Origin of the sequence: Rhizobium sp. BK251, from assembly GCF_004345245.1 — a bacterium.
Lineage (GTDB): Bacteria > Pseudomonadota > Alphaproteobacteria > Rhizobiales > Rhizobiaceae > Rhizobium.
In genome coordinates, this window is the sequence record NZ_SLUQ01000006.1 from 200727 (window position 1) to 215552 (window position 14826).

Here is a 14826-nt window from a genome sequence, read left to right on the forward strand (position 1 = left end):
AGTATCCGGTGCAACGGATCTGTCATCGAGATCGACAGGTGCGAGTGTCGGATGCCGCCGGCGGCGGTCAGCACATTAAAACTAGCGTATGAAATCTCCTTGGGGAGACGTCGATACAAAAGACATGACACCTGCCTTCCCCGGAGCTAACATCGGGGCGCAACCTGTAAACGGAGGCGCCTCCGTTTTTCCCATCCTAGTGACTTGCCGTTCTCGGTCAAGACCGTTCTTGCATGGAGTGCACATTTTGACTGAACTGCCCGCGCCATCCCTGGAGGCAAAGCCGGCTTCCGATGGAAAGCGCCTGCGGGCAGACGCGCAGCGAAACCGTGAAAAACTCATAGAGGTCGCCGGCGCAGCCTTCGCGAGCAATGGCGTCGATACCTCGCTGGAGGCGATCGCCCGCCAGGCAGATGTCGGCATCGCCACCCTCTACCGGCATTTTCCCACCCGCGAACATCTCGTCGAAGTCGTGTACCGCCGCGAGGTGGAGGGCCTTTCGGCCGCCGCCTGCGACCTGGCGCGCGATTTGCCCCCGGACGCGGCACTCGAGCAATGGATGCTGCGCTGCGTCGACTACATCGCGGCCAAGCGCGGCATGGGCAACAGCCTCCGCATCCTTGTGACGACCAACTCGAAGGTATTTTCCGATACCGCCGATCTCGTTTCCAATGCGCTGACGAAGCTGGTCGCGGCCGCGGTCGCTGATGGCTCGATCCGCGCCGATGTCGAGGTTTCAGACATACTCCACGGCCTTTTCAGCACCTACGGCACGCCAAACTCACCCGATTGGCGCGATCGCTCCCGCCGTCTCGTCTCGCTGCTGATGGATGGCCTGCGCTGGGGAGCGCCGAAGGCTGGAAAATCCTAGAGCACTTTCGTTTCTCTTCAAATTAGGAAAATGCTCTATCTATTTGTTTTTACGCAACGGCTTTCTCTCAGAGGTCCGGTCTTCGGTAGGCCTCAAGGGCGTCTTCGACGCCAAGCGCGATCTGCAGCAGCCGCTGGTCGCCACCCAAGGCGCCGGTGAGTTGCAGGCCGACGGGCAGGTGGCCGTCCATGCCGCAGGGCAAGCTGATGGATGGCTGGCCCGTCATATTGGCAAAGCCGCTCGAAAGCATTTCACCTTCCAATTCACCCTCGACGAATTCCGGATCTTCGATTGGCGCAGCGAACGGAACGCTGGGACTCAGGAGCACGTCGACATCGAGGAAACTGTCCTCGACTGCCCGCCGAAGCTTCTGCCGGAAATCCTGCGCGCGCAGATAATCCACCGCCGTCAGCGTGAAGCCCGCCTCGATCTGCGAGCGTGTCCTCGGAGCGTAGCCTCCGGGATTTTCGGCGAGCAACTGAGCATGGATGAGCGATGCCTCCGGAAGCAGGACCTGACGCAGCGCGACATTGGCCGAGGCGAGTTCCGGAATGTCGATGCTATGGATGATGGCGCCCCGCGCTTCCAGTCTTGAAAGCGCCTCGCGGAAGCTGCGCGCCACAGCAGGAGTGAGTTCCGGGCTCTCGGCATGGTAGCGCACGACACCGATGCGCAGCCCCTCGACGGAGGGCCGCGTGAGCGGAAAAGGCTCGCCTGCGAGGCAGGACAGCATCAGCGCCGCATCCTCCACCGAGCGCGCGATCGGCCCGGCATGGTCGAGGCTCCACGAGAGAGGAAAGACGCCGTCGAGCGGCACCAGGCCGAAGGATGGCTTGAGGCCGACGATGCCGCAATATGCGGCCGGAATACGAATCGATCCGCCGGTGTCGGTGCCGACAGCGAGCGGCACGATGCCGGCCGACACGACCGCCGCCGAGCCGCCGCTCGATCCGCCTGACGTCCTGCCGGTGTCATGGGGATTGTTGGTCTGCCCGATATCGGGATGCGCGATGCCATAGGCATATTCGAGGAGATTGGTTTTGCCGAGGATAATCGCACCGGCTTCGCGCAGGCGCTTCACGAGCTCCGCGTCCCTGCCGGCGATCACCGGCCGGCGCACACGGCTGCCGAAGCCGGTCGGGATATTGCGGATGTCGATAATGTCCTTGATGGCGACCGGAATGCCGTGAAGAGGTCCGAGATCATTGCCGGTTTCGAGCTCAACGGTCAGTCTCTCGGCTTCCTCGGCTGCCGAGGCACCCATCGCATAGGCGACCGCGTTCAGATCCGGCTCCAGATTCTCGAGCCGTTCCAGAGACTCGGCGACGACGTCGACAGGGGTCAGCGAACCGTCACGATAAGCCTCGCGAATCTGACGAATACTCATAAATCCGGTCGCAGCCATGGTTACCTGCCGGGCTTCGGACACTTTCACGATTGCTTCCCTCCTGGGCATTAACGGACTAAAACGTGTAACGCGACTGGCTGTTCCGACCCGTGGTTGATATTTCTGCCCTGCCCGGTGTCCGACATGTCGTTGCCGGCCATCACGATAATCGGTACGCGTTCCAGCGCAAGCGCCAACCGACGCCGGGCAGCAAGCTCTGATGCCACAATCCCAATCCTAGCACGCTCGGCTCCCGCAAACCTCCCTAGAAAGGAACGGGATTGCCGAGGGTTTTTCCCCGCAATCCCGCTTTTCGACATGAAATTCAATAAAAGATGGGGTTAGTCGATGCGCGCCCGGCCCAGATTTTCGACCGCGCGCCGCGTCATGACGGCCACCAGATGCGCGCGGTAGTCGGCCGGCGCGTGCATGTCGCCCATCAGCGTATCGGGATCGACGGACAGGCCTTTCAGCGCTCGGGGATCGAGACTGCCCTGCAAGGCTTCCTCGGCCTCGGTCCAGCGGAAGACGCCGGCATTGCCTGCCCCGGTGATCGCGACCCGAACGCTGCCGTCTCGATGCTTGCTGACGAAAGCGGCGGCCATGGCATAGCGCGAGGCGGGGTTGCGGAACTTCGCATAGCCGGCAATCTCCGGCACCTTGTATTCGATGCGCACAAGGAGTTCACCCTGTTCGAGCGCCGTCGAATAGAGGCCGGTGAAGTAATCGTCTGCCGGAATGGCACGCCGGTCGGTGTGCACGATCGCGTCGAGGGACAGCACCGCCGAAGGATAATCCGCCGCCGGGTCGTTGTTGGCGACCGAGCCGCCCATCGTTCCGACATGACGCACCTGCACGTCGCCGATGGAGCCGGCAAGGCCGGCGAGCGCCGGGATGGCGGCCACGATCTCCGACGAGGCGGCGACCGTGGCATGGGTGGTGGCGGAGCCGATCACGACGCGGTCGACCGTCACCGTAATGCCGGAGAGCTCGGGAATACGTCGCACATCGATCAAGTTTGCCGGCGCGGCAAGTCTGCCCTTCATGGTCGGGATAAGCGTGTGTCCTCCCGAGAGATAGGCGGGCTCGTCGACCTCTGAATGGAGCGTTACCGCATCCGTGAGCGTCGTTGGCCGGTGATAGGTGGTCTCGTACATGTACATGGCTTCACACCTTGCCTCTCGCGCTGATCATTCGGCAGCAACCGCGTGGGCTGCGCGGTGCTTATCGGCGGCGGCAAGCACCGCCTTCACGATGTTGTGATAGCCGGTGCAACGACACAGGTTACCTTCGAGTTCGTGGCGAACGGTATGTTCGTCGAGCATGCCGTCGTGGCGCCGGATCATGTCCACCGCCGCCATGATCATGCCCGGCGTACAGAAACCGCACTGCAGGCCGTGATACTCGTGAAAGGCCTGCTGCACGTCGTGAAGGCGACCGTTCTGGGCAAGCCCTTCGACGGTGGCGACCGCCGAGCCGTCCGCCGAGACGGCAAGCACGGTACATGATTTGACGGCGCGGCCGTCGAGGATGACCGTGCAGGCGCCACATTGGGTGGTGTCGCAGCCGATATGAGTACCGGTAAGGCCGAGATGATCGCGCAGGAAGTGGACGAGCAGCGTCCGATCCTCGATTTCCCGGGTCTCGGGTGTGCCGTTGACGATGATGGTGATGCGGGACATGAGTTCAAAACCTCTGCGGAAGTCACTGCGAAGCGATCGCGATGACGATGATCGCGACCACCGCCAGGGCGACGATGACATAAGGCCAACGGCCGACGGACGGACTTGCCTGGACGGCCGCAGCGGCAGCAGAATGTGCGCCCGCCTGCGAGGGAGGCGCCAAGGGCTCCGCGAAGCTGGTCGCGGACTCCGGTGCGCCGACCGTGGCAGCCACAATCTCGAGCTGAGCCTCGGTCAGGCGGCCGCCGCTCGGGGCGGCGCGGGCAGCTAGGCCGGCGAAGAATTCGTCAGCAAGCTTCTTGGCGGTCGAGTCAATCAGCCGGGCGCCGAGCTGGGCGAGCTTGCCGCCCACCTGCGCCTTGGCCAGATAGGTCAATATGGTCTCGCCGTTCTCCTCGGCAAGATGCACGTCGGCACCGCCCTTGGCGAAGCCGGCGACGCCGCCCTTGCCCTCGCCCGAGATCGTATAGCTTTCCGGCGCCTTGATGTTGGAGAGCGAGACTGCTCCGGCAAAGGTTGCCTTCACCGGCCCGACCCTCGTCGTCACGCGGGCGCTGAAGCCCTCCTCCAGGCTGCCGTCAAGGCTTTCGCAGCCCGGAATGCAGTCGCGCAGCACCTGCGGATCGTTGATCAGCGCCCAGACATGCTCGCGCGGCGCGGCGATGCGATATTCGCCCTTGAGATCCATCGAAAAACCTCCCTCCCTATTTCCTCTTCGTCACTTCGCGGCGACGACCGTCTCGTAGTGCGAGAGGTCGAGATATTTCGTCGTATCCGTCAGCGGCGCTTGGCCCGTTCCATAACGCGAGCGCAGTTCGAGGACCTGCCTCATGCCCTCGGGCAGGATCTTCGCACCGGGCGTCAGGCCGGAACGCGGCGAAAGAAGACTGTTCATCACCGATGCCACGGCCGCCGGCTGGATCTCCGTCATCCTCGACTGCAGCAGTTGCTCCGCCGCCTCGCGGTTGGCGGGATCGAGTGTCCATGCCAATCCCTTGAGATAACCGCGGATGAAGGCGCGCACCGTCTCCGGATTTTCCCTTGCAAAGGCGCGGCGCGCAGCGACGACCCCGCCCTGATAGCTCGCGAAATGGTTCGACGAGACGTCGAGAACGTTGAAGCCGGAGCGCTTGGCGATGCTGGTGAAGGGCTCGATGGTGAGCGTCGCGGCATGTTCGCCGGCCTTGACTGCCTGCCAGCGCTGGGGGGTTGCGCCGACGGCGGCGAACGTCACGTCGTCCCGCTTCAGGCCGCTGCGCGCCATCATCTCGAAGAGCACGAAGGCAAAGCCGGTCGAAAGCGCGTCGAGAGCGACGGAACGGCCCTTGAGCGCTGAATAGTCGGTGACATCAGGCGCGGTGACGATTGCGAGCTCCAGCTGCGTCGCTCCCATCAGCACCACATAGTCCGGGTTGACCCCCACCGCCGTCGCACCCTGACCTTCATTATAGGCAACGACATTGTCGAAGGCGGTAAAGACAATGTCGAACTCGCCGGCCGCAGTCTTTTCGGCCTGCGCCACCGAACTCGGCGTCAGCGCCAGCTCGACCGTCAGGTCCTCCTCGGAAAAAAAGCCCTTCTCGACGGCCGCGAAGGTCGGCAGGTTCGGGGCGCCCGGAAAGGCGATGACGCGGACATTCGTTTTCACATCAACACTCATTGCTATCAAAGCCTCCTCAGGACGCGTGCAACTCGCGCGCACCATTGCCATTGTTCATCGCCCGCCAGACGGCATGGGGTGTGACCGGCATCTGCATGTCGGTGACGCCGTAGTCCTTCAGCGCGTCGACCACCGCATTGACCACGGTCGCGAGCGCCGGCGTCGTGCCGCCCTCGCCGCCGGCCTTGATGCCGAGCGGGTTGGTCGGCGAGATCACCTCCGCGATCTCACACTTGAAGGAAGGCATGTTGTCGGACCGCGGCATGCCGTAGTCCATGAGAGAGCCGGCGATGGGCTGGCCCGTCGAGGCATCGAGCGCGCAGAGCTCCCACATCGCCTGCCCCACCCCCTGGGCGATGCCGCCATGGCTCTGGCCGTGGACGATCAGTGGATTGATGCAGCGTCCGACGTCGTCGATCGTCGTGTACCTCGTGATCTGCACATGGCCGGTATCGCGGTCGACCTCGACCTCGCAGACCGCAGCTCCGTTCGGGAAGACCGGCGTATGCATCTCGTTGTCGCGCACGACGCGCAGCACGCCATGGCTCTCGCGGGTGCGTCGCGCGAGATCGAAGATGTCGATCGCCTGGTTTGTGCCGCCGAGCTTGAAATAGCCGGCTTCGAACTCGATCGCATCGGGATCGGCCTCGAAATGTTCGGCCGCACGGCGACGGCCCTCGGCAAGCAGGTCGGCGGACGCCATCGCCATTACGGTGCCGGCATGGCGCATCGAACGGCCGGAATGCGACCCGCCACCGACGCTGACGATGTCGGTGTCGCCGAGGACGATCCAGACCTTTTCCACCGGCACCTGGATCATGTCGGCGACGACCTGGGCGAAACTCGTCTCGTGCCCCTGCCCGCTCGGCTGGGTACCGATCACCACCTCGACCGTGCCGTCGTCCTTTATCTCGATCTCGGCGCGCTCCTTCGGCGTACCGATCGAGGATTCGACATAGTTGGCAAAGCCGCGCCCGAGCAGCTTTCCGCGCTCTGCGGCCTCGGCCTTGCGCGCCTCGAAGGCGTTCCATTCGGAAAGCTCAAGCGCACGGTCCATGTTCTTCTCGTATTCGCCGCTGTCGTAGACCGAGCCGACGGCATTGGTGTAGGGCATTGCTTCGACCGGCACGAGGTTCTTGCGGCGCAATTCCAGCGGGTCGAAACCCAGTTCACGGGCTGCAAGCTCGACGATCCGCTCGATCGCGAAGGTCACTTCCGGCCGACCAGAACTGCGATATGCCTGCGTGCACATGGTATTGGTAAAGACAGCGCGGGCGCGGAGCGTGGCGGCCGGGATGTGGTAGGAGCCGGTTATCAGACCCGAACCCTTGCTCAGCGGCGAAAGCGACACACAGCGGCCGCCGACGTTGGAAAGATTGTCGGCCTTCAGCGCCAGGAACTTGCCGTCCCGGTCGAGCGCAAGCTCGACCTTCGTCACGAGATCGCGGCCCTGGTAGTCGGTAAGAAAGGCCTCGGAACGGGTTGCGGTGTATTTGACCGGTCGTCCTACCTTCCTGGACGCCCAGAGCACGAGGCCGAACTCGACATAGACGCGATTGCGTGCGCCGAAGTTGCCGCCGACATCGAAGGAAAGTACGCGCAGATCGTTGGGCTCGATGCCGAGGACCCTGGATAGCTCGTTTTTCTGGCGCACTGCCCCGCCGCTGCCGGCATAAAGGGTGTAGCGGCCGGTCCCGGCGTCGAAGTGGCCGAGCGAAGAGCGCGGCTCCATCGTCACCGCGGTGACCCGATGGATATGGAACTCCGCCTTTACCACATGATCGGCGGTCGCGAAGGCGGCATCTGTCGCCTCATGGTCACCGAACTGGGAATCGACAAAGACATTGTCGGGCACTTCGTCCCAGACGGCCGGCGCACCGGGGCGAGCGGCCTCCCAGGATTCCGTCACATGCGGAAGTTCCTCGTAGTCCACCATCACCCTTTCGGCCGCATCCGCCGCCTGCGCGGCGGTTTCGGCGACAACGATGGCAACCGCCTCGCCGACATGGCGCGCCTTGTCGGCCGGCAGGAGATAATGCGGACCGGTGAAGGGGAAGCTGCCGTCGCGGGCGCGCAGCTTCACATCGAAATTCGTGGAGGGCACGGGATTGTGCGGGATCGGCTGAAGCCCCTCGGCGAGCACATCGGCGCCGGTCAGGACTGCGAGCACGCCGGGGATTTCAAGCGCCTCGGAAGCATCGATTCCGAGAATGCGGGCATGCGGATAGGGGGAGCGCACCATGGCGGCGAAGGTCTGGCCGGGCAGCGAGAAATCATCCGAGAAGCGGCCCTTGCCCGAGATCAACCGGCCATCCTCCTTGCGCGGGATCGGCTTTCCCACATGGCGGAAGAGAGCTTCCTGGACGAGCTTCATTTCCGGCGAAACGGCCTGCGATTCGGGCTTCGGCTTCTTCAGTGGATGCTCGATCACCGGCGGCGTGCTGATCTGGAGCGGGCTCTTCATAAGACCTCTTCTGCTTGGAAAGACGGCGGTTTTCTCCCTCCCGCCGGCAACTCTCCGGACCTCGGTCCGGCGGGAGAGATACTGTTGCTCTTCGTATTAATGTATGACAGTATGGCGGAGTAATGCAATCGAAAAGATCGCCATCGGTCGCCTGGCCGTTTGATGGAGACCGGCAATCTTTGTAGCCTTGAGTAGAAAATGACCGCGCGTCACCGGCCTTTTGCCCGCCCCGCAACGCGCATTTCGGGAGTGAGATTTCCATGACGACCTATCAGCGCAGGGCGCCGCTCGACCTGCAGGAACATCTCCTGCGCCTGGAGGCTCTCGGCCTCCTGACGAAGATTCAGGTTCCCATCGACAAGGACAGCGAGCTGCATCCGCTTGCCCGCTGGCAGTTCCAGGGTGGCCTGCCCGACGAGCAGCGCCGCGGCTTCCTGTTCACCGATGTCAGGGGGGGCAAGGGCGAGAGCTACGACATCCCGGTCGCCGTCGGCGTGCTTGCCGCCTCGCCCGCGATCTATGCCGCTGGCCTGGGTGTCCCCGAGGACGAGATCGGTGACGTCTGGGTTGACGCCATGGAGAACCCGATCGACCCGGTCATGGTCGAAGATGCCCCCTGCCAGGAGGTCGTCATCACCGGCGACGAACTGAAGAAGGAGGGAAAGGGCCTCGGCAGCCTGCCGGTCCCGGTGTCCACGCCCGGCTTCGATAGCGCCCCCTATTTCACCGCGACGCTCTGCGTCACCCGCGACCCGGAAAACGGCATCCGCAACATGGGCACCTATCGTGCAGCGCTGAAGGCCGAGGACCGGCTCGGTGTGCGCATGGCAAGCCGGCTTTCCGGCGCCGGCGGCTACCAGCACTGGCTGAAGTACCAGAAGATGGGCAAGCCCATGCCCTGCGCCATCGTCATCGGCTGCGCGCCGGCGGTCCTCTTCACCGGGCCGCAGAAGCTGCCGATAGACCAGGACGAACTGGGTGTTGCCGGCGGGCTGATGGGGGCGCCCGTCCGTATCGTGAAGTGCAAGACGATCGATCTCGAAGTGCCGGCCGACGCAGAACTCGTCATCGAGGGCCTGATCGACCCCGTTCTCCTGGAGCCGGAGGGCCCGTTCGGCGAGAGCCACGGCCATGTGGCGCTCGAGGACTTCAATATGTCGATGCAGGTGACGGCGATCACCCGCAAGAGAAAGCCGGTGCTGGTCTCGATCGTCAGTCAGGTCACGCCGAGCGAATCGAGCGTCTTGAAGCGCGTTGCCTACGAGCCGCTCTTCCTCAATCACCTGAAGAAGGTGCTAAACGTCAAGGGCATCAAGCGCGTCGTCATGCACGAGCCGCTTACCAACATCCGCAAGGTGATCTTCCTCGAATTCGATCGCAGTGCCCCGCAATCGGAGATCTGGCGCGGCTTGCAGGGCGCGGCGACGCTGCAGGCGCAATGCGGCAAGATCGTCATCGCCGTTTCCGACGACATCGACAGCCGCAATGCCGACGCCGTCTTCTGGTCGCTCGCCTATCGCGCCAACATGATCGACGACGTGCACATCACGCCCTATCGCTCCGGCGGCCACGGGCCGAAATCCGGTTCGAAGAGCGCCGAGGGTACCATGCTGATCGATGCGACGCTGAAGGCGCCGATGCCGCCGCTTGCCCTGCCGGCCGAACCCTTCATGGTCAAGGCGCGGCAGATCTGGGAGGACCTGCAGTTGCCGCGGCTTACCCCTCAGCCGCCATGGCATGGATATTCGCTCGGCGACTGGAGCGATCTCTGGACGCGGTTCGCCGACCGGGCCGTCACCGGTGACTGGCGCGAGAACGGCGCCAACACGCTCAGCCGCCGCAAGGGCGGCATGAAACCGGAGACGCCTGCCCGAGACATCGAGAAATAGCCCTGTCGCGACCTTTGCGCGCGGGTGGTGGATGGAGGCCGCCCGCACGGCAATATTTCATGACGTAAGCATTTTATCTCGATCGCGCAGATCCCGGAGGACCCATGTTGAAGATCGGCCAGTCGCAGTTGCGTTTCGAAGACGACGCCCTGATCACCGGGCGTGGCCGCTATACCGCCGATCTTCCCGTAAAGGGCGAGGTGGCAATGGTCGTCGTCCGATCGCAGGTCGCCTCAGGGAAGCTCGTTTCCGTCGACACGGAAGCGGCGGCGGCAATGCCCTCCGTCATCGCCGTCTTCACCGGCGCCGACATGGTGGCAGACGGCAATTCTCCGATCCTCCCGCGCCTGCGTCATCCCGGGCCGGATGGCGGCGACATGCGCGTTCCACCCTTCTATCCGCTTGCGGTCGGGGCCGTGCGCTACGTCGGCGACCCGATCGCGCTCATCGTCGCCGAAACAAAGGCAGCCGCAATGGACGCGGCCGAGGCCGTCGTGGCGGAAATCGGGGAACGGCCAGTGGTGGTCGACGCGCTCGAGGCGGTGTCACCCGATGCACCGCTCGTCTGGGACGAGTTTCCCGATAACCGTTGCTTCTCCGTATCCAGAGGCGATCGCAAGGCTGCCGCTGCCGCGATCGATGGCGCCGCACATATAATCCGTCAGCGCCTGAGAATATCCCGCGTCACCGCCGCATCGATCGAGATGCGCGGCGCGCTCGCGATCTTCGATCCCGCAACCGGCGGCTACCGGCTGGAAATCGGAACGCAAGCGCCCCACCGTATCGCCATGGACCTCGCACCGATCCTCGGCGTCACCGCCGAAGCGATGCGTGTGGTCGCCAACGATTGCGGCGGCTCGTTCGGCATGAAGAATGCCGGCTATCCGGAATATGCCGCAGCGCTCTGGGCCGCAAAGAAGGTCGGTCGGCCGGTGCGCTGGAGCGCCGATCGGCTCGAGTCCTTCCAGTCCGACGCACATGCCCGCGACCAATGGGTCGACGTGACGCTGGCACTCGATGCGGACGCGCGCTTCCTTGCGCTCGACGTCCATGTGACGGCCAATCTCGGCGCCTATCTCGGCCCGGCGACGCCGCATTCGCCGGTCGGCAATATCGGTGGAATTGCAGGGGTCTACCGCATCCCGCAGATCCACGTCCTGATAGACGGCGTCTTCACCAACACGCAGAACACGGCGCCCTATCGCGGCGCTGGCCGGCCCGAGGCCACCTATGTCATCGAGCGGATCATCGACATCGCCGCCAACGACCTCGGCATGGACCGGGCGGAGCTGCGGCGGCGCAACCTCATCGGGCCGCAGGAGATGCCCTTTTCCACCGGCTTCGTCTTCACCTATGATTCCGGCGACTTCCCTGCAGTGCTGGAGCGGGCACTGCAGATATCTGACTGGGCAGGCTTCGAGGCGCGCCGCGCCGCATCGCGGCTGAAGGGGCTGCTGCGGGGCATCGGCATCGCCAATCCGATAGAGATCGCCGGCGGACCGGCCGGCAAGCCCAATCCCGAGTTCGCGCGGCTCGAGCTTTCTCCCGAGGGCAAGATTCGCCTGTTTTCCGGCTCGCGCGATACGGGTCAGGGCCACGGCACGGCCTTCCGCCAGATCCTTGCGGACCGACTGGGGCTCGAGACCGGCCAAATGGAGTTCATCACCGGCGACACTGAACGGGTCGCCCAAGGCATCGGCACCTTCGGCTCGCGCACGCTCGGTGCCGCCGGCACGGCAATCTGGCGCGCGGCCGACGCGATCATCGAGCAGCTCAAGGGGAAAGCTGCCGATAGGCTCGAGGCAGCAACCACCGACATCGTCTTCGAGGCCGGCCGGTACCGGATCGCCGGCACCGACCGAAGCGTCGCCTTTTCCGAATTGCTTGCCGCCGAGCCGGGCATGGTTTCGGCCGAGGACTTCTCGGCCGCCGACGGCGCCACCTTCCCGAACGGCTGCCACATCTGCGAGGTCGAGATCGATCCGGACACGGGCCATGTCGATCTCGTTGCCTACAGTGTCGTCGACGATGTCGGCACCGTCATCAACCCGCTGCTGATGAAGGGCCAGATCATCGGCGGCGTGGCCCAGGGGCTCGGCCAGGCACTGATGGAGAATGCCGTCTACGACCCGCAGTCCGGCCAGCTGCTGTCCGCCACGTTCATGGACTATGCCATGCCGCGTGCCTTCGACATTCCGGCGCTCGCCATCGAAAGCTTCCCGGTTCCGACCAGCCAAAATCCGCTGGGCGTCAAGGGAGCGGGCGAAGCCGGCACGGTCGGGTCGCTGGCCGCAATCATCAGCGCGGTCTGCGATGCACTAGGCCCGGAGGGCGTGCGCCACTTCGACATGCCGGCAACGCCGGAACGTGTATGGCGATGTCTTCGGACGAAAGCGGTGGAAAGCGATGGCGCGGATCGCTAAGTTCCTTGCAACGCTGCGAATTGGCGAAGACCGTCATTCGCGCAACAGGGGAATAGCGCCGGCCGGCTCAAGTGGATTTGGCGTGGCCGGAATGCTATTTGCGGGCAAGCAAGCATTGCGAGGAGAGATATGAATAATCCGGTGATTGAGCCTTTCGGACCATTAAAGCAGGAATCCGCGCCGCTCAGGAACAAGATCATGCAGTCGCTCCGGCGGGCGATCGAGACCGGCTATCTCGAACCCGGCACCCGGCTCGTCGAGAAGGACCTGTGCCAGCAGCTCAATGTCAGCCGGACCTCGCTGCGCGAGGCTCTGCGCCAGCTCCAGGCCGAAGGCATTCTCACCGACCTCAACAATCGCGGCCTCGCCGTCGTGACGGTCACGCGCGAGGACGCCGAGAACATCTACCGCATCCGCGGCGTGCTCGAACCGCTGATCATCGAGCAGTTCATAGAGAACGCGCCCGATGCCGAGATCGAGACGCTGAAGGCCCAAAGCGAGAGGCTGAAGCAGGCCTATCGCCAGGGCAATGCCGAGGAGATCGTCTCCACCAAGCGCGATTTCTACGACCTGATCTGCACCGGCGCCCGCAATCCGATCGCCTTCGATCTCCTGAAGAAGCTGACCTTGCTCACCTCGCCGCTTCGCCGCCGTTCCGTCGTCAGGCCCGAACGCCAGAGCCAGAGTATCAGCGAGATCGATGCCATCGTCGCCGCCATCGCCAAACGCGACAAGGTCGCCGCCCACAAGGCCGCTGAGAAGCATGTCGCGAATTCTTCCCTCTCCGCGCTCCACACGGGAGATGGCGTAATCGATCTCTGAAGTCCATGAAGGAAGGCTGCCGGAAATAGCATGCGTCGTATCATCATAGCCATCACCGGGGCCTCCGGCGTCATCTACGGCGTGCGCGCTCTGCAGCTTCTGCGCGATGTCGACGGCATCGAGACGCACGCCATCGTCTCGCCCTCGGCACTGCGTACGGCGGCCGACGAGCTCGACATGAGCGCCGAGGAGATCCGCAGCCTCGGTGACAAGGTCTATAACTATCGGGATATCGGCGCCGCACTTTCCTCCGGCTCGTTCCGCACGGCAGGCATGCTCGTTGCCCCCTGCTCGGTCAAGACGCTGAGCGGCATTGCCAACTGCTACAATGACGAGCTCATCGTGCGCGCGGCCGACGTCTGCCTGAAGGAGCGCCGGCGCGTCGTGCTGCTTTTTCGCGAGACGCCGCTGCACGCCGGCCATATCGCGCTCATGGACCAGGCAACCCGCAACGGCGCCGTCGTCATGCCGCCGGTACCGGCCTTCTACAGCAAGCCGAAGACCGTCGACGACATCGTCGACCAGACCGTCGGCCGCGCGCTCGACCTCTTCGACATAGACCTTCCGATCGTCAAGCGCTGGAAGGAAGGCCCGGACGCGCCGGGCCAACACTGAGGCTCAAGGCTGGAAGCGGACGCCGGTCAGCGTCTCGCTGAGATCCCACAGTTTCTCCGCCGCCACCGGGTCGGTCGCCCAGGGCATCACGCCGAGGCGTTCGGTCGCGTCTGGCTCGAGCGCCGGGGATATGTCGCAGTCCTCGCAATAGGCGCCACCCCTGCCTTCCAGCCGCGGACTGGTGGCGCACCATATGCTGGTCGCCGCGCCCTGCTCGACGGTCTTCCTGTTGTTGGCGGGATCGATCACCGGGCGATCCTCGTCGTCGATCGCGCCGACGGCCCGTATCTCCTCGCGCGACATGAACTTGGCAAGCCCGGTCACGATGCCGCCCGGATGCACCGAGAAGGCCCTGATCCTGAACGGCTCACCGCGCTTGTCGAGGCCGACGGCAAAAAGCGCATTGGCGCTCTTCGACCGGCCGTAGGCCGCCCAGCGGTCGTAGTCCGTGCGCTCGAAGTTGGGATCGTCGAAATCCACGGCTGCAATCTTGTGCCCGCGCGAGGTGAGGCAAACGACACGTGCGCCCCCGGCCTTCTTCAGCGCCGGCCAGAGCCGGACGGTGAGCTGGAAATGGCCAAGATGGTTGGTGGCGAACTGGGATTCGAAGCCGCGCGCGTCGCGAGTGAGCGGGTTTGCCATGATGCCGGCATTGTTGATGAGAAAGTGCAGCGGCTGTCCCGTCGCGAGGAACTTCTGTGCGAAGGCGTCGATCGAGGCCGGATCGAGGAGATCCATCGTCTCGACCGTCACGCCGCGAATACCGGCCAGCGCTTCCTCCGCCCTTGCCCGGTCGCGGGTCGGCACGGTGATCCTTGCCCCAGCAGATGAAAGAGTACGAACCGTTTCAAGGCCGAGACCGGCATAGCCGCCGGTAACAATGGCATTCTTGCCGGTCAGATCGATGCCCTTGATGACGTCCTCGGTGGTGCTGGAAGCCCCGAAACCGGAGCCGATGGGAGCCTGGATTGAGGTCATGTCTGTCTCCTTACAGTCAGGAGACGACTTCTACG

Annotated in this window: 12 protein-coding genes; 5 read left to right on the forward strand and 7 right to left on the reverse strand. The window is 64.1% G+C overall.

What is annotated here, in order from left to right:
• Positions 1 to 247 precede the first annotated feature (247 nt).
• Positions 248 to 871 carry a TetR/AcrR family transcriptional regulator gene (locus EV286_RS16515; protein ID WP_245500727.1) on the forward strand — a complete coding sequence of 208 codons (624 nt, stop codon included), beginning with the start codon at positions 248 to 250 and terminating at the stop codon, positions 869 to 871.
• Between the two features lie 67 nt (positions 872 to 938).
• On the opposite strand, the gene EV286_RS16520 is transcribed toward EV286_RS16515, so the two are convergent.
• From EV286_RS16520 to EV286_RS16545, 6 genes are all read right to left on the reverse strand, one after another.
• Positions 939 to 2306, reverse strand: a complete 1368-nt coding sequence (locus EV286_RS16520) for an amidase (protein WP_165932864.1) — start codon at positions 2304 to 2306, stop codon at positions 939 to 941.
• A 293-nt stretch (positions 2307 to 2599) separates the two neighbouring features.
• Entirely contained in the window at positions 2600 to 3415 is an 816-nt protein-coding gene (locus tag EV286_RS16525) for a xanthine dehydrogenase family protein subunit M (RefSeq protein ID WP_132958514.1), read from the reverse strand.
• Between the two features lie 33 nt (positions 3416 to 3448).
• Positions 3449 to 3940, reverse strand: a complete 492-nt coding sequence (locus EV286_RS16530) for a (2Fe-2S)-binding protein (protein WP_132958243.1) — start codon at positions 3938 to 3940, stop codon at positions 3449 to 3451.
• 22 nt (positions 3941 to 3962) lie between these two features.
• On the reverse strand, positions 3963 to 4628 hold the full coding sequence (locus EV286_RS16535; RefSeq protein ID WP_132958244.1) for a carbon monoxide dehydrogenase subunit G: 666 nt from the start codon (positions 4626 to 4628) through the stop codon (positions 3963 to 3965).
• Positions 4629 to 4658: 30 nt separating this feature from the next.
• Entirely contained in the window at positions 4659 to 5600 is a 942-nt protein-coding gene (locus EV286_RS16540; protein WP_132958245.1) for an ABC transporter substrate-binding protein, read from the reverse strand.
• Between the two features lie 16 nt (positions 5601 to 5616).
• The gene (locus tag EV286_RS16545) at positions 5617 to 8064 is read right to left on the reverse strand and encodes a xanthine dehydrogenase family protein molybdopterin-binding subunit (RefSeq protein WP_132958246.1); all 2448 of its coding nucleotides are present in this window, start codon (positions 8062 to 8064) and stop codon (positions 5617 to 5619) included.
• Positions 8065 to 8324: 260 nt separating this feature from the next.
• On the opposite strand from EV286_RS16545, the gene EV286_RS16550 reads away from it, so the two are divergent.
• The 4 genes from EV286_RS16550 (at position 8325) to EV286_RS16565 (ending at position 13813) form a co-directional block, all read left to right on the forward strand.
• Complete coding sequence (locus EV286_RS16550; RefSeq protein ID WP_132958247.1) at positions 8325 to 9953, forward strand: UbiD family decarboxylase; 1629 nt, start codon at positions 8325 to 8327, stop codon at positions 9951 to 9953.
• A 104-nt stretch (positions 9954 to 10057) separates the two neighbouring features.
• Positions 10058 to 12376 carry a xanthine dehydrogenase family protein molybdopterin-binding subunit gene (locus tag EV286_RS16555; protein WP_245500728.1) on the forward strand — a complete coding sequence of 773 codons (2319 nt, stop codon included), beginning with the start codon at positions 10058 to 10060 and terminating at the stop codon, positions 12374 to 12376.
• Between the two features lie 198 nt (positions 12377 to 12574).
• Positions 12575 to 13198, forward strand: coding sequence for a GntR family transcriptional regulator (locus tag EV286_RS16560; RefSeq protein WP_245500729.1), 624 nt, complete (start codon positions 12575 to 12577; stop codon positions 13196 to 13198).
• Between the two features lie 30 nt (positions 13199 to 13228).
• Complete coding sequence (locus EV286_RS16565) at positions 13229 to 13813, forward strand: UbiX family flavin prenyltransferase (RefSeq protein ID WP_132958249.1); 585 nt, start codon at positions 13229 to 13231, stop codon at positions 13811 to 13813.
• A 3-nt stretch (positions 13814 to 13816) separates the two neighbouring features.
• Here the strand turns inward: EV286_RS16565 and EV286_RS16570 are convergent, their stop codons facing one another.
• Positions 13817 to 14791 carry an oxidoreductase gene (locus tag EV286_RS16570; RefSeq protein WP_132958250.1) on the reverse strand — a complete coding sequence of 325 codons (975 nt, stop codon included), beginning with the start codon at positions 14789 to 14791 and terminating at the stop codon, positions 13817 to 13819.
• Positions 14792 to 14826: the final 35 nt, after the last annotated feature.